17 protein-coding genes are annotated in these 17,371 nt (G+C 62.6%); 8 read left to right on the top strand and 9 right to left on the bottom strand.

Going from position 1 to position 17,371, the window contains the following annotated elements:
* Positions 1–5 precede the first annotated feature (5 nt).
* Together V7R84_RS05275 and V7R84_RS05270 are read right to left on the bottom strand one after the other, a co-directional pair.
* Positions 6–1,040, bottom strand: a complete 1,035-nt coding sequence (locus V7R84_RS05275) for a hypothetical protein (RefSeq protein WP_338572793.1) — start codon at positions 1,038–1,040, stop codon at positions 6–8.
* Positions 1,037–2,434, bottom strand: coding sequence for a hypothetical protein (locus V7R84_RS05270; protein ID WP_338572791.1), 1,398 nt, complete (start codon positions 2,432–2,434; stop codon positions 1,037–1,039). Before V7R84_RS05270 ends, V7R84_RS05275 begins: the two co-directional genes overlap by 4 nt.
* 160 nt (positions 2,435–2,594) lie before the next feature.
* On the opposite strand from V7R84_RS05270, the gene V7R84_RS05265 reads away from it, so the two are divergent.
* Complete coding sequence (locus V7R84_RS05265; protein WP_338572789.1) at positions 2,595–3,275, top strand: DUF6882 domain-containing protein; 681 nt, start codon at positions 2,595–2,597, stop codon at positions 3,273–3,275.
* 2 nt (positions 3,276–3,277) lie between these two features.
* On the opposite strand, the gene V7R84_RS05260 is transcribed toward V7R84_RS05265, so the two are convergent.
* The 4 genes from V7R84_RS05260 to V7R84_RS05245 all read right to left on the bottom strand — a co-directional run bounded on the left by V7R84_RS05260 (position 3,278) and on the right by V7R84_RS05245 (position 6,163).
* Positions 3,278–3,886 (bottom strand): nucleoside triphosphate pyrophosphatase, encoded by a 609-nt coding sequence (locus V7R84_RS05260; RefSeq protein WP_338572787.1) that lies wholly within the window; start codon positions 3,884–3,886, stop codon positions 3,278–3,280.
* 2 nt (positions 3,887–3,888) lie between these two features.
* Positions 3,889–4,101 (bottom strand): acyl-CoA carboxylase subunit epsilon, encoded by a 213-nt coding sequence (locus V7R84_RS05255; protein WP_338572786.1) that lies wholly within the window; start codon positions 4,099–4,101, stop codon positions 3,889–3,891.
* On the bottom strand, positions 4,098–5,672 hold the full coding sequence (locus tag V7R84_RS05250) for an acyl-CoA carboxylase subunit beta (protein ID WP_338572785.1): 1,575 nt from the start codon (positions 5,670–5,672) through the stop codon (positions 4,098–4,100). The genes V7R84_RS05255 and V7R84_RS05250 overlap by 4 nt, the downstream gene beginning before the upstream one ends.
* 149 nt (positions 5,673–5,821) lie before the next feature.
* Positions 5,822–6,163, bottom strand: coding sequence for a hypothetical protein (locus V7R84_RS05245; RefSeq protein WP_338572784.1), 342 nt, complete (start codon positions 6,161–6,163; stop codon positions 5,822–5,824).
* A 394-nt stretch (positions 6,164–6,557) separates the two neighbouring features.
* Between V7R84_RS05245 and V7R84_RS05240 the strand changes: the two genes are divergently transcribed.
* From V7R84_RS05240 to purE, 4 genes are read left to right on the top strand one after another with little or no spacing between them, the layout of a single operon-like run.
* Positions 6,558–7,304, top strand: a complete 747-nt coding sequence (locus tag V7R84_RS05240) for a biotin--[acetyl-CoA-carboxylase] ligase (protein WP_338572782.1) — start codon at positions 6,558–6,560, stop codon at positions 7,302–7,304.
* Between the two features lie 18 nt (positions 7,305–7,322).
* The gene (locus V7R84_RS05235) at positions 7,323–7,817 is read left to right on the top strand and encodes a PH domain-containing protein (RefSeq protein ID WP_338572781.1); all 495 of its coding nucleotides are present in this window, start codon (positions 7,323–7,325) and stop codon (positions 7,815–7,817) included.
* A 14-nt stretch (positions 7,818–7,831) separates the two neighbouring features.
* Positions 7,832–8,989 (top strand): 5-(carboxyamino)imidazole ribonucleotide synthase, encoded by a 1,158-nt coding sequence (locus tag V7R84_RS05230; protein ID WP_338572780.1) that lies wholly within the window; start codon positions 7,832–7,834, stop codon positions 8,987–8,989.
* Positions 8,982–9,479, top strand: coding sequence for a 5-(carboxyamino)imidazole ribonucleotide mutase (purE, locus tag V7R84_RS05225; RefSeq protein ID WP_338572777.1), 498 nt, complete (start codon positions 8,982–8,984; stop codon positions 9,477–9,479). The genes V7R84_RS05230 and purE overlap by 8 nt, the downstream gene beginning before the upstream one ends.
* A gap of 63 nt (positions 9,480–9,542) precedes the next feature.
* Here purE and V7R84_RS05220 read toward each other — a convergent pair whose 3' ends face one another.
* Together V7R84_RS05220 and V7R84_RS05215 are read right to left on the bottom strand one after the other, a co-directional pair.
* On the bottom strand, positions 9,543–10,913 hold the full coding sequence (locus V7R84_RS05220; protein ID WP_338572775.1) for a DUF3352 domain-containing protein: 1,371 nt from the start codon (positions 10,911–10,913) through the stop codon (positions 9,543–9,545).
* Positions 10,914–11,370: 457 nt separating this feature from the next.
* Positions 11,371–12,597, bottom strand: coding sequence for an LCP family protein (locus V7R84_RS05215; protein ID WP_338572772.1), 1,227 nt, complete (start codon positions 12,595–12,597; stop codon positions 11,371–11,373).
* A gap of 279 nt (positions 12,598–12,876) precedes the next feature.
* Here V7R84_RS05215 and V7R84_RS05210 point away from each other — a divergent pair, with 279 nt between their 5' ends.
* Positions 12,877–14,319: an LCP family protein gene (locus V7R84_RS05210; RefSeq protein WP_338572768.1), complete on the top strand. Its 1,443-nt coding sequence runs from the start codon at positions 12,877–12,879 to the stop codon at positions 14,317–14,319.
* Between the two features lie 31 nt (positions 14,320–14,350).
* A complete protein-coding gene (locus tag V7R84_RS05205) occupies positions 14,351–15,310 on the top strand; it encodes a glycosyltransferase family 2 protein (RefSeq protein WP_412728110.1) in 960 nt (319 codons plus the stop codon).
* On the opposite strand, the gene V7R84_RS05200 is transcribed toward V7R84_RS05205, so the two are convergent.
* Complete coding sequence (locus V7R84_RS05200) at positions 15,285–15,965, bottom strand: TIGR03089 family protein (protein WP_338572766.1); 681 nt, start codon at positions 15,963–15,965, stop codon at positions 15,285–15,287. The genes V7R84_RS05205 and V7R84_RS05200 overlap by 26 nt on opposite strands.
* 173 nt (positions 15,966–16,138) lie before the next feature.
* Between V7R84_RS05200 and V7R84_RS05195 the strand changes: the two genes are divergently transcribed.
* Entirely contained in the window at positions 16,139–17,218 is a 1,080-nt protein-coding gene (locus tag V7R84_RS05195) for a mannose-1-phosphate guanylyltransferase (protein ID WP_338572764.1), read from the top strand.
* Positions 17,219–17,371: the final 153 nt, after the last annotated feature.

Below are 17,371 nucleotides of genomic sequence, written 5' to 3'. Positions count from 1 at the left end.
CCGAATCATCTGGTCTTGGCGCTCGTCTTGGACGAGCTGTTCTTCTTCGTGATGGCTTCTTCGACAGCCACATCGCCCGGGCTGGTTGGGCTGGCGGCGGGCGCCAGGTTCATTGACAGGGCGCTGCCTCCCAGAGTGGACAGCATCTGACGGACATTCGCAAGCTGTTCGGTGATGGAGTCGCGGCGGGCGGCCAGGGCGCTCAACTCACGCTCCGACTCGCGCTTGACCCTTTCAGCGGCGATCCGCGCGTTCTCCAGGCGCGACTTCGCTTCGGATGCGGCACGTTCCCGTTCCTCCTCCGCGGAGGCGTGGGCCTCCTCAAGGACGCGGGCCGCTTCGGTCTGGGCCTCCGTCAGCTTGTCGTTGGCCACCGCGAGGGCGCGCTCGTGGTTGGCCATCTGGGTGGCGAACTCGGCGGTTGCGCGTTCGCGGCGTTCTGCGAGCGTCGCCTCAAACTCGGCTGCAGCGGCGCCGGCTGCGGCGCGTTGCTGCTCGAAGACGGCCTCGGCCTCGCGGCGACGTGCGGAGGCCTCACGATCGGCGTGATCCAGCAGCTCGTCGGCCTCGCGGTTGGCCTGCTCGATGATTCGGGCCGCATCGGCTTCGGCTTTGGTGCGAGTTTCGGCGGCATAACCATCTGCGGCGGCGCGGGCATGTTCCACCTCGTGCGCAACCTGAATCTCCATCGCTTCCGCGTCCTCCTGGGCCCGCAGCCGGATGTCATCAGCTTCTTCCTGAGCGAGGTTGAGCATCTGGACGATCCGTTCCCCGAGGGACGCGAAGTCGGTTCCTTGGCCGTTCGAACTGTGTGTCTGGGCCTGGCTCATCTGTTCCTGGAGTTCGCTCACCTGCTGCTGCAGCCCTGTGACACGACCCTGGGAAGCCTCGAGCGCCTGATTGAGTTTGTTTATCTCAACTGTCTGCGTGGCGGCCTCTTGTAGAGCTGCGGCATGCGTTTGTCGCATTCGACGCAAAACGGAATCCACTTGGGCTGGATCGTAGCCTCGGCGCACCGTTGCGAATGTTTCGTCGGTCATCGGTCTCCTAATTCGTTCTCGCCGGGTGCGGCCAAAGCCTCAATGACCCCGGACAGTTTACTCAACTGGGTTGTGATGTCGTCGCGTTGTTTGGAGAGCGCTTTGACCTCTTCGCGTGCATCCCGCAGCCTGCGACGTGCGTCTGCGCGGGCGTGCTCCGCTTCTGCGCGGGCCTGTTCGAGTTCGCGTTTGGCGGTCTCGCGGTCGGTTCGTAGTTTCGTGTAGTGCTCCGAGTGGAGTTGCTCTAGCTCGGTCATCGTCTGTTCCCGCAGCGTTTGGGCCTCATCCTTGGCAACGGAAAGAATCCGGTTGGCTCGTTCGACCAGTTCCCGTGACTCCTCGGCGGCGATGCGGCGACGGTTCTCGGCCTCCTGCTCGGCGGTACGACGAGTTCGTTCGGCTTCCTCCTGGGCTGCGGAGAGTAGGCTTCCGACCCTTTCGTTCGCTTCTCGAACCGCAGCGATGGTGGCGGCTTCTGCCACCGCCAGCTCGTGGCGACGGGAGACGATGAAGGCGTCGAGATCGTCTTTCTGGCTCTGTTTCCAGAGTTCAAGCTCTTCTGCGGCCTCGGCCCGTTTCGCCTCCACCTCGGCCTCGACGCTGCTGCGCAGATCGGCCACGGTCTGTTTGGTCCAGCTCAGCTGTGAGGAAGCTTCCTTGAGTAACTGCTGGGATTCCTTCTGGGCCGAGGCGAGCAAGTCGTCACGCTGTTTCTCGGCTGTGGCCACCGTTGCTTCAGCCGCGGCGACGTATTCCTCACGCCATTCGGTGGTCGACTCCCTGATCCGCTCCGCATCCTTGTGGGCTTTCTCGACGATCTCCCGGGCCTCCGTGCGGGCTGATGTCAGGAAGCTTCTTGTTTCTGCCTCCGCCTCCGCTCTGCGTGCGGCGATGTCCTTCTCGCATGCCTGTTGTTGTTCGGTCCATGTGGCTCGCAGCTTCTCGTGCTCGGCGTGTTGCTGCCTCGTGACCTCCTCGGCTGCTTTTCGGGCCTCTGCCAGGATCTGCTCCGCCTCGTCGCGGCTGCGTTGGATTATTCGTTTCGCCTCCGCGGTGGCATCGGCGCGCAACTGGTCGCAGGTTTGCTCCGCTCCGGCTACTAGGCGAGCGGCCCGGGAAGAGGCGTCGCGCATGGTGGAACGCGCTTCCTCGTCTGCATCGGCCATCCGCTGACGTGCCTGATCTCGGGTGCCGGCCAGTTCCTGTCTGGCCTGTGCATTTGCTGCCGCGAGGTCCTCGGCGGCTGTGCGTTCCGCCTCGTGGCGGCGCAGGATCTCCAAGACCTCTGCTCGGGTTTCGGCTCTCAATTGATCGGCCATCGCCTGGGCTTGGTCCAGAATCCTGGCAGCCTTCGCCCCGACGTCTGTCAGGGGGGAACGGGCAGGCAACGACATGCCCCAATTCTGCTGCTCGGCCAAGCCGTCCTTCAAGTCCCCGTCGGGACTGGTCAACCGGTGATAACACTTCAGGGAGATTTAAGAATAAATCGTCTCGATTCGGGGAGGGGCTCGTTATCCCTCGAGAACCGGGCCGAAAATGTGGAAGCATTGCCCCATGGCCGTGACTCTCGCTGATGCTCTGACCGACTTCGCCCTGTTGGCTGTGGAAGGGCAGCAGGCCCTGCACGACGAAGCCGGCGAAACTGAGTGGGAGGCCGACCTGGACCAGTGCAGACTCTGGTTGGGGGAGCGGCCTTATGACATCGCGATGATCGGGACCTCCTCCGAAATTTCGAACACATGGATGTGGTCCTGGGCGAACCCTGGATACGGTGCCTCACACCCCGCGGTGTCAGCGATCCTGCCGGGGTGTGCAAAGGGACGTGAAGCCGGTATCCCGGAGTTCGCCGTGGAATCCTTCTCCCTGGAAGGAGTTACGGACTACGGCATGAGGCCGGGATCAGCCGTCGCCTTCCTTGCCGCACGGCTGTCGGGGGCACCAGCCATGTATGCCGCCCCGTACGGCAGTGGTGTTGCCTATCTCGCCATTTTCAATCTCGAACTGCCTGCCCCCACGCCGGAGACGCTGCCGCGAATGATGTCGGCCTGCCTCGAGTACTCGAGGAACCATCGTCAGACAATCGGTAACTTCGGTGCTCAACGAGGCCTCAGGCCAGCACGGACCAACGACGGCGGCATCGTTTTGACCTATCCGAACGGGACGCGTGTGCACTGCGCTTTCGATGACTGGAGCCGGGTCACCCGGGTGAGGATGGAGCAACTCGAGCAGGCGTGAGATCAGGTTTCGGTGCCGCCACGCCACAAACTCGGCCAGGTGACGCCCAGGTCGAGCAGGATTTGCCTCAGCAGGGGGAGGGACAGGCCGACCACATTGTGTGGATCTCCCTCGATACCTGTGACGAATGCGCCACCCAGCCCGTCAATGGTGAAGGCGCCAGCTACCCAGCGGGGTTCGCCGCGCGCTACGTAGGCGGTGATCTCCTCATCCGTAACATCGGCGAACTTCACCACTGTGCTCGCGGTACGCAATGCCTGTCGGGCCTCGTTGTTACGGCGAACCAGCACGAAATGTCCCGTGTGCAGTACGCCTTGGCGGCCGCGCATCCGCCGCCACTGCGCGGTCGCGGCCTCGACGCTACGAGGTTTTCCATGGGCGCGTCCCTCGAACTCCAGCACGGAATCACAGGCGACGAAGATGGCATCGCCCGCGACCCGCTCGGCCACCGATTCCCCCTTCGCGGCTGCCAGCCGAAGTGCGAGTCGTACGGGTTGAGAATCGGTCACCAGTGATTCATCCACGTCGCTGGTGTGGACCTCGGGATCCAACCCGGCTCGACGCAACAGTTCCAACCGGGAGGGGGACTTGGAAGCGAGTATGAAACGCATCGTCAGAACCTGATGTAGGTGCGCCAGGCGTCGCGTCCGTAGACGAGCTGCTGGCGCACGGTCCGGTAGTAGGATTTCCAGCCTCCCGCGAGTGGACGGTCATCGGCCGCCTTGAGTTTGTCGTCGGCCATGTCGTGGGCCCTGAGTACCACCACCAGAGCGGCGATCTCTTCTTCCGTCGCCCCGCTTGCCCGGATGTCGTAGCGCCCGGTCACAGCGGAATGTTCCCGTGCTTCTTGGGTGGCAGTTGTTCGCGTTTCGTGCGCAGCAGCCGCAGCACCCGGATGATCTGGGCCCGTGTCTCGTGTGGGTAGATCACCTGGTCGATGTAGCCCCGCTCCGCCGCGACGTACGGGTTTGCGAGTTCCTGATCGTACTCGGCGATCAACTCTTGGCGGTGCCGGTCGGGATCCGTGGCCTCCGCCAGGGTCTTGCGGTGGAGGATGTTGACTGCGCCCTGCGCGCCCATCACCGCGATCTGTGCCGTTGGCCATGCGAAATTCACATCTGCACCGAGATGCTTCGAACCCATCACGATGTAGGCGCCACCGTAAGCCTTGCGGGTGATGACCGTGATGGTGGGCACTGTTGCCTCGGCGTAGGCGAAGATTAGCTTCGCCCCACGCCGGATGATTCCCTGGTGCTCCTGATCCACCCCCGGAAGGAAACCGGGGACGTCGACGAAGGTCAACACCGGGATGTTGAAAGCGTCGCAGGTCCGGACAAAACGTGCGGCCTTTTCGGAGGCGTCGATGTCCAGACAACCAGCGAACACGGTCGGTTGACTGGCGACGATTCCGATGGGGCGGCCCTCAATCCTTCCGAACCCCGTGATGACGTTGCCCGCGAACAGCTCCATGACCTCGAGGAATTCCTCGTCGTCCAGCACGTTGTGGATGATCTCGCGCATGTCATAGGGCTGGTTCGCGGAGTCCGGTATGAGCTGGTCGAGTTGTCGGTCGTGGTCAGTGATGGTCAGATCCACCTCGGCATCGTCGTAGACGGGTGGATCCTCCAGGTTGTTCTGCGGCAGGTAGCTGATCAGGTCGCGAACGTACTCCAGAGCGTCGTTTTCGTCCGCAGCCAGGTAGTGCGAGTTCCCCGACTTACTGGAGTGGGTGCGGCCACCGCCCAGTTCCTCCATGGACACGTCCTCGCCTGTGACGGTTTTGATCACCTCGGGGCCGGTGATGAACATCTGCGATGTCTTGTCCACCATCACCACGAAATCCGTCAGGGCAGGGGAGTAGACGTGACCTCCCGCGGCCGCTCCCATGATCAGCGAGATCTGCGGGATCACTCCGGAGGCCCGGGTGTTGCGGCGGAAGATTTCTCCGTACAGAGCCAGGGAAACCACTCCCTCCTGGATGCGTGCACCGCCACCCTCGTTGATTCCGATCAGAGGGCATCCGGTCTTCAGAGCGAAGTCGATGATCTTGACGATCTTCTCGCCATAGACCTCGCCCAACGCGCCGCCGAAGATCGTCACGTCCTGGCTGAAAACGCAGACGGGGCGGCCATGGATTGCGCCGGTACCGGTGATCACACCGTCCCCGTAGGGGCGGCGGGCATCCATCCCGAAGTTCTTGGAGCGGTGCCGGGCGAACTCGTCCAGCTCCGCGAAGCTGCCCTCATCCAGGAGCGTCAGCACTCTCTCACGAGCTGTCATCTTGCCCTTGGCGTGCTGTTTCTCGACGGCGGTGGCGGAACCAGCATGGACCGCCGCATCGATGCGACGTCCCAGATCCGCCAGCTTGCCGGCAGTGGTGTGGATGTCGATGTCCATGCATGGAACCTTAGCGTCCGGGCGAAACGGGTACCGCGGGGCTGGCTGTGGTCACCTGTTCATGAGTCAGCAGCGATGCAGGGTCAGGAGGCCGATCAATCAGCCGCACGGGCTGACCAACTGACCGGCCAGCCCGTAGCGGTCGGGAATCACTTCTCCTTGGTCAAGTTAGTGGAACACTTCTCGCGCGCCTTGTACACACTTTCAAAACCCTCCGTGGTGCCTTTGCCGTTCAGGTCGATCTTGCCGTCGGCGAGTTTCTGGAGGGCGGAATCGTTCAGGCCGTCGTAGGTTTCATCCACTATGCAACCGGCGTAGCTGTTGATCAGGCTGTCGTCGGTGACGCCACCACCGTTGTCCTTGTAAGACTTGGCCACTCCTGCCTTGACGGCGTCCTTGCTCGGTTTCCCTCCACTGCAACTGGTCGCACCCAACGCGATGGCGGCTGCGGCCAGAACGGCCACTGACCCCTTGAGCAGTCGAGAATTCATGCTGTCGTCTCCTTCTCCCGGCGTCCAGACGACGCCGTCGGGCAGCAGGCTAGTCTTCGGTGGGGTCGTTCCGGGTACAGCTATCAGCAGCGGTAAACGCCGGCTCCCTCCGGGCTTCCCGGGAATGCCATGGCGAATGCGGCTCCGAGCGGCGGATCTTCGCTTCTACCCAAACGGAGCAGATCGATTTCCGGCCGACTCGCTCGCACGCCGTCGAAGACCTTGCAGTCCTCGTTTCTGGCCCTGGACATGATGCCTTCCATCTGGATTTAGTGCGATGCTTCCTGCTGTGATGGCGTCCTTTCTCCGCGCGGGGTCGAGGTTCTGCTGATCGACTGCAGTGGGGGTGACGGTGCCATCGCGTCTCGGTCACGCAGGCTCTAAGGTGACGGCCATGTCCGTGAACATGTGGCGTGAGGTGCATTGGCTGGATCACACTGGATCAACCAATTCCGACGTGGCTAAAGAGGCTCAGAGAGGTGGGGCGGAGGGGTTCGTCGTAGCGACCCTGGAGCAGCGGGCCGGTCGTGGACGCATGGACCGTGCGTGGGTGGCTCCCCCGGGCACCTCGCTGGCTTTCTCCATGCTGCTCGAGCCGAGACAGGAACGGCCTCACTGGGGGTGGTTGTCGCTGTTGGCAGGCATTGCCGTGCATGAGGCCATCGATGGCCTGGCCCCCGAGACGGGACGGGTTCAGCTCAAGTGGCCCAACGATGTGCTCATCGACGGGCGCAAGGTATGCGGGATCCTCAACAAGCTCGTCGAGCACCCTGACGGGGACCGCGCCGTGGTCGGTATTGGCATCAATGTCTCGATCAGCGAGGAACAACTGCCGATCCCGACCGCCACATCCTTGAGGATCGCTGGACTGTGCGAGGACCCGAGGCGGCTCTTGGGGTCGGTCCTGGAGTGCTTTCAGCCGCTCTACGAGCACTGGCAGGAAACGGGAGAGGTTCGTGACGAGTACCAGCGACGTTGTGCATCCATCGGGACCCCGCTGCGGATTGTCGTCGATGAGCGACGAATTGTGGAGGGAACCGGGTACGGGGTGGACGAGCACGGGCGGCTCCAGGTGGCGACCGCATCCGGGATTGAAACCTTCGCGGTTGGCGACGTCATCCATGCCCGGCTTGCCCAGTGAACGTGAGAGACTTGTTCCATGGCGCTTAGGAAGGACATGTTGGCCCCCGACGAGCAGGTGGTTCTGCACCTGCGTACCCACCTCAAGTCGCTCATAGGGGCGATCCTGATCTTGTTCCTGGCCAGTGCGTTGCTGACCATCTCCTTGGTGTGGCTCCCCGAGCAGGTCAAGCCGTGGGGCACCTGGGTTCTGGTCATCATCTTCGTGGCCGTGATCGTGTGGCTGGTCATCAGGCCCTGGTTGCTGTGGCTGACCTCCACCTACACCATCACCAACCGCCGGATAATCACCCGCAAAGGAATCCTGAACAGGACCGGCCACGATTTCCCGCTGCGCAGCATCAACAATGTCAACACCGAGAGCTCCCTACTGGACCGGATGTTCGGTTGCGGCACCCTGATCCTCGAAACGGCCGCGGAGAAGCCCCTCACTCTGGAGGACGTCCCGAACGTGGAGAAGGTTCATGTGGTGATCGCCGACCTGATCTTCGACGGGGAACCCGAGGTCGAATAGTAGGCTGCTGCCTCGTGGATCGTCGCTATCGGGTCGGAATCGTCGGGGGCGGGCAGCTGGCCCGGATGATGCAGCAGGCGGCCATCGCACTGGGCATCGAAACCCATCTGTTGGCCGAGAGTTCCGGCTCCTCCGCGGCGCAGGTGATCCCGCTGACCACGGTCGGCGACTACACGGACCTCGATACGCTTATCGCTTTCGCGCGGCAGTGCGACGTCATCACCTTCGATCATGAGCACGTCCCCACCGGGCACCTGCGCGCTCTGGAGGGCCGGATCGTGGTGAAGCCCGGACCAGAGGCGCTCGAACACGCCCAGGACAAGGCTCGGATGCGGGAACGATTGTCGGGGTTGGGCGTGCCGTGCCCGCGTTTCGCGATCTGCCGGACTCGCCGGGAACTCATCGACTTCGGTCAGGAGCAGGGCTGGCCGATTATCGCCAAGACCTCCCGTGGAGGTTATGACGGGAAGGGCGTGTGGAAACTCCACGGGCCGTCGGAGGCCGCGATCCCCTTCGAGGTCAAACCCGACGTCTCGGCAGGCGAGGAAGTGGTGATCGTAGCTGAGGAGTTCATTGATTTCGAACGCGAGCTCTCCGTGATCGCAGTTCGCTCGAGCTGCCAGGCCGTGGTCTATCCCGTCTCTGAGACCACGCAGCGCGACGGGGTGTGCGTGGAGACGGTCACTCCAGCGCCGGGGCTTTCTGGTCCCGCAGCGACGGCTTTGCAAGAGCTGGCGCTGCGCATCGCTGGCGAGCTGGGGGTCATCGGTGTGCTCGCCGTTGAGCTCATGCAGGCTCGTGACGGTCGCATCGTCGTCAATGAACTGGCCATGCGCCCCCACAACACTGGTCACTGGAGTATCGAGGGTGCCCGGACCAGTCAGTTCGCAAACCACATTCGTGCGGTCCTGGACCTTCCGCTCGGCAGCCCGGAAATGACCAGCCCGGTGGTCGTGATGACCAATGTGCTGGGGGGAAGCGAAAGGGACCTCACGGAGGCACTTAGGCATGTGTTCGCCAGGGACCGGGAACTGGCAGTTCATCTTTACGGGAAGCAAGTACGTCCTGGCCGCAAGGTGGGTCACGTCACCGCCTGTGGAACCGACCTCGACGGGGCAATGCGGCGTGCTCGGCATGCTGCCCGTTATCTGATGGGAGAAATCGATGAGTGATGTCGCGATCCTGATGGGCTCCGATTCGGACTGGCCGACGATGCAGGCTGCTGCGGAGGCCCTTGAGGAGTTCGGGGTCAGCTACCGGGCGGACGTGGTGAGCGCCCACCGGATGCCCGAGGAGATGGTGGCTTTCGGGCGTTCTGCCCACGAGCGGGGCTTCAAGGTGATCATCGCTGGTGCCGGGGGTGCTGCGCATCTGCCCGGGATGCTGGCGGCCCTGACGCCGCTGCCGGTGATCGGGGTGCCCGTAGCCCTCTCCTACCTCGACGGCATGGATTCGCTGCTATCGATCGTTCAGATGCCCGCTGGGGTGCCTGTTGCCACGGTCGCCGTCGGCAATGCCCGCAACGCCGGTTTGCTGGCCGTTCGTATCCTTGCCGCTGGTGATGAGAAACTGCGAGCGCAGATGGTGCAGTTCCAGGCGAGTCTGCGCGACCTCGCACGCGCCAAGGGTGAAGCAGTGCGCAGGGCCAGCTCAGGGAACTAGGTTCTTTGGGATACGAGGACGCCCCCGGAAGTTCACCGGGGGCGTCCTCGTATCAGCTGAGGGTCACTTGGTGCCGACTCGAATCCAGGAGTCGAAGTAGTGGTCATCGATCTGGCCCGCGACCATTCCGATGCCGCTGATCGGCTCTAGGTTCTCCTTGACCTGCGTAGGCAAGCCATTTCTGCTGGTCTTTTCTATGGTTTCCAGGACCTGCGGGACGTTCACCCATGCTGAGGACTGCGGGTTGTCGATTCCCTTGGTCAGCTTCTCGTGCTCGCTATTCCCGCTGAGCTTGTTGCTGGGATTCGAGAAAGAACCGTTGTCGGCGCCGAAAATGGTGGTGACTGTGTCGCCTTCAACAGTGGTCTTGGCATCCTGCAGTTTTCCGCTCTTGGTGAGCTTTTCCAGGATGCTCTTGTGTTTTTCCGGGTCTTTCGTGCGCACCTTGATGCCGACCTGAAACTGCTTGGAATCACCCGCAACAGCGAAGGAGAACTGGGTGCCGAGGAGCGCGTGCATGTCATCGACCGAGGAGATCCCGAGATCCTCCAGCTGGCGTTGAGACGAAGTGGGCAGGGACTTGAAATTCTCCCAGGCCTTGTTCACGAGTTCGGGAGACGCGGAGAAGGCAAGAGAACCAAGCCAGTCGGCGGGCATGCTGCCGGCAAGGTCTTTGACGTTCTCGCCGCGCTCCTTGAGCTCGTCCTTCTGCCAAGAGATGGTTCGCAGGGCGATGGTTCCGTCCTGCACCTTGAGCCCTGCCGCGAAGCGTGATTCGAGGACAGTGGCGGCGCTGTTTGTCTGGGAGTTAACCTGTTTGATGAATTCCGAGGAAACCCATGTAGTGGCGAGGAAACCGTCTCCCAGCCTTCCCATGTCCGCTTTGTAGGACTCGACGGATGTGATGTTGTCCTTGAGAGAGGACTCACTGATGTCGCTGTCCTCGTCGTTAGAGAACACCATCAGGTCGTCGAGGAAGACGACCTTCTGGCTTTTGATGTACTTGTCGGTGAAGGCCTTGGCGGAGTCCTTGTCAGTGACCTGAATGGAGACGACATGCGTAATGGGCGCGGACCTGCTCCCGGAATCCTTCCCGGGAAGGGCCGCGATTGCAGCGGAATCGCCGAGCCATGGCTTCACCTCGGACTCGTAGTCCGGGGCATCTTTGCCCAGTTTGGCCAGCACGGACCAAAGAGCTTTCTTGTAGTCGTCCCCGGCGTCGCTGGTCTCGTCCTTCAGGAAGGGGAACTTTGCCGCGACTTCCTTGACCGCCAGCTTGTCGCCCGCGGACGGATTTAGGTTCACCTCGAGCACCGCTAGGGCGTTGGACGGAATGCCCTTGGCCGCGGCGGGCGTAGCGCCTCGCAGCAACCACCACGTGATAAACCCTCCTCCGGCCAGGAGGGCGAGGACGAGGACGCTGGCCAAGATCATCGTTTTCTTCGACCGGCGCTTGCTGGACGTGGCGACGCCCCATTGGGCAGAAGGAGATCCCGGGGGAGGTGGTCCCTGCTGCCAGGCCTGTGGCGGTGGTACTTGTTGTTGGAACCCTTGCGACTGGGCTCCCGGTGGGCAATTCCCTTGCGGGGGAGGTCCCTGATGGTTCTGACTCACTGTGTTGTTCCTCCGAATCAGGAATGTTGCTTCCTTAACCAGAGTAACTGTGCTCCTGGTGCTTGTGTAGTCGTGAGGATGGGGAGGGTCAGTCGAACCCAAGGAAACCAAGGAGCTCGTCGGATAGAGGATGCTGAAGAGTGTCGTGACGACGCAATGGTGTGAGGGGGAACGGAACGAAGAACGTCGCGCCCGGGACGGCGCAGCCGTGGAGGAGCAGGTTGGCCCTACGTGTCCCAGGTCGGGTGCGGTGATCGCATCCTGCTGGCGCGACCTCTCAGTGGGAGTACTTTGCCAAGGGATCGGTGTTACCCGCGATCACGGTGGCGAAAACCTCCTGACTGGCTTGCTGGTCCCAGAGCATCACGCTCTGGCCACCGCGACTGGCGTTCGCGTCGGAGACCGGCACGCTGAGGGAATATCCGGAACCTGTGGCGGAGCTCAGGAACACCTCGGCCCCTCCCACTACTTCACCGAAGCCGGTTTCGGAGCCCCGCAGCAAGGTGTGGGCCGCAGCCATGTTCAGTTTCCAGTAGGAGAAAGGATTGAGAAGGGTCAATGGGTTCAGGGCTTTTTTGGCGACCTTCCCGATCACTTCGCGTTGGCGCATCATGCGACCGATGTCGCCGGTTTGGTCGGACTTGCGCATCCGGACGTACCCGAGGGCGGTTTTCCCGTTGATGTTTTGGCAGCCCGCAGGGAGATCCAGGTGGGCGTCCTTGTCGTTGATGGCCTTTTCCGGGCAGATCTCGATGCCTCCCACCGCGTCCACAGCCTCGACCACGCCCAGGAAGCCAACCTCGAGATAGCCGTCTATTCGGATACCCGTGTTGGACTCGATGGTGCGGATCAGTAGCGGAGCTCCACCCCAGGAGTAGGCAGCGTTCAATTTCGCCTTACCGTGCCCGGGTACATCAACCCAGGAATCGCGGGGCAGTGAAATCATGGCGGATTTCCCGGAGGGAGGTTTGTACAGCAGCATCATGCTGTCCGTGCGTTGCCCCTCGGTGTCTCCGGTGCCGAGTTCGCCGCGCTGCTGTTCGGTGAGTTTGTCGCGCCCGTCCGAGCCCACCAGCAAGACGGCGGTGCCGGGTTGCTCGGCGGGCCGATCACTCCCGGGGGCGGTTTCTACCTTGTTGCCGATGCTCCAGGCATATATGGGAGTTCCGATCATGAATGCCAGCCAGGCGATGATCAGAGTGAGAACCAGACGTCTGATCGGATGACGGCGCTTGGGGCCACGTATTTTCGGAGGTCGGGTGTGTGGTGAGGGCTGGGTGTATCCCAGCGGTTGCTGTGGTGCTGCTGACCGGTAGGGAGCCTGCTGTTCGGTGCTCGGAATACTTCGCGGGTAGGGCTGTGGTTCCGGTCGAGGTGGTGACTGATGGGAAGGGTAGGGCTGTGGTTCCGGTCGGGAGGATGCCGGGTACCCACGATTCTGGTCCGGCTTCTGGTCGCGGCGGTACAACCAGTCAAGGTCGGAATTGTGATCGTGGTCGCTCATGGTATGCAAGGTTACCCTTCGGAAGGATTCGCCAGCTCGGCGGCGTGCCTGCCGGTGAGGCAGTCGCCAGCGGTCCACCCTTGTACAAGGTCCCACGGACGGGGGTGTGCCAATGGTGCGAATGTCCGGGGTAGGCCGGTTGAGTCACTCTTGCTGGAAGTGCGACCCGGTGCCATCCTTGCCATTCGTTTCGCTGGCTCGTCGCGGTGATGGTCATTGCGGCTGCCCCATCAGACCGTGGCACCCCGGAATTCCTTGTTGTCTGTCCATGGAGCCGCCATGATTGCCCCCGATACCGCTGTACGGAACAGGCGCGCCACTGGGCTCATCCTTCTGACGGTCCTCCTGCCTGGAGCTGCTCAGTACGTGGCGGGGAACCGTAGGGTGGGGCGTGCGGTACTGCGTATCTGGGGGGTGCTTGTGACCTGCGCTCTGCTGGCCGGACTGGGGTTATTGTTCTGGCGGGGACCGACCATCGGGTTGTTTCTCAACGGAGCAGTCGCTGCGGTCATGAGGATCATGGTCTGGGTACTGTTCCTGGGCTGGTTGGCTCTGCTGTTCGATGCCTGGCGCCTGTCGCGTCCACCGGACCTGAAACGCCGAGCCCGTCTGGTTCTGACCGGGACGTGTCTCCTCCTGGCCGTGGTGGCCGGTATAGGAACCAACCTGCTCACCAGTGCCTTCACCGCCGCTGGGTACGTCTCCGATGTCTTCACGGGTGGTGGCGACAGTCAGGTCAAGCAGGGCCGCTACAACATTTTGCTTCTCGGCGTGGACGCGGCTGCCGACAGGGAGGGGATCCGGCCTGATTCGATCAACGTCGCATCCATCGACGCTGAGACGGGACGGACAGTCGTGTTTGGGCTGCCCCGGAACCTTGTTGGCGTCCCCTTCCCGTCCTCGTCGCCGCTGGCGAAGCTCTACCCTGATGGTTTCCGGTGCGATGAAGAGTGCATGTTGAACGGCGTCTACACCCTGGGGCAGGAACATGCTGACCTCTACCCGGGGAGAGAAGCCGGTCTGGCCGCGATGAAGGAAGCGGTCGCGGAGACCCTGGGAGTGGAGCTCAACTACTACGCCATGGTGGACCTCGCCGGCTTTCAAGACCTCGTTGATGCCATGGGTGGAATCAGCCTCGACATTGGGAAAAGAGTGCCCATTGGAGGGGTCGGGTCGGAGATCTACGGCTGGATCGAGCCGGGGAAAAACGTCCACCTCGACGGTTACCATGCGCTGTGGTTCGCTCGTTCTCGGGCCGACTCCGATGACTATGAACGCATGACGCGGCAGAAGTGCGTCATGGCTGCCATGGCCAAACAGCTCGATCCTGGCACTGTTGCGACCAGGTTCGTCGACCTTGCTGAGGCGGGCAGTGACATAGTGCGTACCGACGTGGGAGCGGATCAACTGCCCGAGCTGGTGGAGCTCGCGCTCAGGGGAAAGGCCCTACCGATCGAATCCGTCAACTTCGCCCCACCTCTGATCCGCACATCCTCCCCGGACTTCGCGCTGATCCGCAGGACCGTGGCCGAGACCATTGAGGCCTCGGAGGCCGAGGATGCATCAGCCACTTCCATGAGCAGCAGCACGTCTTCCCCGGCCAGTGATCCTCCGGCTCCCACAGAGAAGATATCTGCCCCCGGCAGTGGGGCAACCAGCGACAACAGCCCGTCTCCTAGCCTGGCGCCACGTGCCGAAACACCCGTTTGCCGGGTAAGTTGATCGGGTGATTCCCGAACCTGTCAGCGTCGTCATGCCCGTCCGCAACGAGGAACCGCACCTGGAGGCCGCCGTCGGGCGTGTTCTGGCCCAGGGATATGGGGGAGAACTCGAGGTGGTGATCGCGGTGGGCCCAAGCAGTGATCGCACCCGGGAGATCGCCGATTCCTTGGCGGCAGCCGATGGCCGGATCGTCGTGGTGGACAACCCAACGGGTTTCACCCCGGCCGGCCTCAACCTGGCTATCGAGGCGGCCAGCCATGAGATCATCGTCCGCGTCGACGGCCATGCCGAGCTGTGCCCGGGATACATCACCACCGCGGTGGAAACCCTCCGGGCGACGGGCGCAGCCAACGTTGGCGGCCTGATGGACGCCCAGGGACGTACCCCCTTTGAACAAGCTGTTGCGGCAGCCTACAACTCGCATGTGGGACTCGGGGGCGGCGGGTTCCACCTTGCCGACACACCGGCGGGGCCGGCGGACACCGTCTTCCTGGGAGTTTTCCGCCGCGACGCCTTGAACGAGGTCGGTGGTTTCGATGAATCCCTGCACCGCGCCCAGGACTGGGAGCTCAATCACCGGCTCCGTCGTGCCGGCCACCTGGTGTGGTTCACCCCGGAGCTGAGGGTCATCTACCGTCCCCGTTCCAGCCTGCGAGCCCTGGCGAAGCAGTTCTACCTTACAGGAAGGTGGCGACGGGAGGTCATCAGACGACACCCCGATACCGCGAACCTCCGCTACCTCGCTCCACCTGCCGTAGTCCTGGGCACGAGTATTGGTCTGGGGGCCGGAATGACCGGGGTGTGGCTGCGCCGGCCCTGGCTGGCCGCCATGCTTCTTTTCCCGGTGCTGTACCTGGGTTTCCTTGTCTTCGCGACCCTGACCATGCGCGGTGTGCCGGCGGCAGCGCGACTCCGCTTGCCCGTGGTGTTGGCAACCATGCACATGGCCTGGGGAGCTGGGTTCCTCAAGGGGCTTCCTCGACACGGGTGAGAAGGGCCTTCTCCTCGCTGGTGATCCGGGAAATACGCTCGGGTGAGGCACCAGTCACCACGACCGTTGAGCCACCCCCCAGCACCGGGGAGACCAGTAGCATTCGCACGGTCTCCCAACCCGGAGGCGGATCCGTGAACAGGAGCCGCTGATCCGATCCCGGGAAATACTCCAGTTCAGCACGGGTGATGTCCGGCAGCCATGCAGGAGCGTCCGGAGAAACGGGCTCCACCCAGTGAACGTCCGGTTCTGCCAACACGTCTGCGTAGTCTGTGCAGTCCGTGGGCAGATCCGGGAGGCCCAGCCCGAGGGGATGCAGCGAACACATCACGGTGACGGGGCCTCTGGTGTCACTCGCCGGGCCAACCACTGTGAGCACCGCTTCGCCGTCGTTTCGTGCGGCCACGGGGCACCCGCGTTGCCAGATCGCGGCAACCCACACCGCAGTCACCCAGTGCCCAGGGCTGGTGTTGACCAGATCCAGATGAACGGGTTCCCCGGCCTCCACACCGAGGCCATCCAGCATGTTGACGGTCTTGTCCACCCAGTTCGTGAAAGTCGTTCCGGACAACTCGACTCGGGAGCCGGAAGCCTCGTCGTAGTGGGTGAACAACGGCGATGCCCCGGGGCGCGCGCCAAGTTTCTCGATGAACATGGTCTCCGATGCTAGAGGTGCGCATCAGCCCTGCCAGTATGCATTGGTGAAATTCGCCCAGGTGTCGTGCTGATCGACGGGCGTTGGACCTGGCTGGTCGTTATCCGCATGTAGCAGCCTCGTAGTTTTCTGTTATGCGTTGCAGGACGCCACAACCCAACTAAAGTCCTGTCATGCGTTACGTGGTGATAATGGCGGGCGGCTCGGGTACGAGGCTGTGGCCCCTCTCGAGACAGGGAACGCCCAAGCAACTTCTGGAGCTTTTTGACGGTCGGAGCCTCCTCCGGCTTGCGTATGAACGGGTGGCAGGCCTGCTGCCTGATGATCGGATTCTCGTGTGCACATCCCGTACCTATGTGGATGTCGTTGCCCGACAGCTTCCCGAACTACCAAGGGAGAATCTGCTCGGGGAACCCGTTGGTCGTGATTCGCTGAGTGCCGTCGCATGGTCTGCTGCGATCCTCGAGCAACGTGACCCGGAAGCCGTCGTCGCTATGCTGAGTGCCGATCACATCATCACCCCCGTTGAAGGGTTTCGTGCCACTCTGGAGCGTGCCTTCAGCGTGGCGGAGGCCAGACCTCGGGCCTTGGTGACGATGGGAGTTGTCCCGACTGAGGCTCACACGGGATTTGGGTACCTGCACCGCGGCGGATGCGTCGATGAAGAACTGGATGCCTGGCGGGTCTCGGAGTTCAAGGAGAAACCGGAGCTTCACGTGGCCGAGCGTTATTTGGCCTCGGGGGAGTACTGGTGGAACGCCGGGATGTTCGTATGGCGTGTCAGGACTTTGCTGGAACAGCTGGAGACGCTGGTGCCGGACACTGCCGAAAAAGTGCGCAGGATCGCTGCGCACAATGAGCTCCTTGACGAGCTGTTCCCCACCCTTCTCAAAACCTCCATCGACTATGCGGTCATGCAGCCGGTCTCACACGGCAAGGGCAGCGCAGAGGTGCTAGCAGTTGGGCTGGATGTCTCCTGGAAGGACGTCGGTAGCTACCAGAATCTCGCCGAGCAGTTCCTGGTGGACGAGCACGGAAACCGGGTCGATGGGCGAAGTGTGAGCCTGGATTCTTCAGGGTGTGTGATCATCAACACCGCTGGTGGGAGGCATGTTGTGGCAACCATGGGGCTCCGGGACATGCTTGTCGTTCACACCAGAGAAGCCACTCTCGTTGCTCCTCTGGCGGAGACCGGGCGGATCCGTGAGCTGGTGGAGTTGGTGCGCGAAGGACACGGAGCTGAATACGCCTGACGGGTGGGTTCGTGGACAAACGATGTTGGGGTAAGCATCGGGCACGAACCCGCAGGAGGAGCGTAGGACGCGTGCACTTGACCAAATGGAGGACAGAGGGGAGCCCGGATCGGGGCTATTCGCCTATCTGGCGCGGGTAGGATTAGACCATAC

The organism is Arachnia propionica (assembly GCF_037055325.1).
GTDB lineage: Bacteria > Actinomycetota > Actinomycetes > Propionibacteriales > Propionibacteriaceae > Arachnia.
Note: the sequence above shows the minus strand (reverse complement) of the source record. Positions and strands in the feature narration are given on the sequence as shown.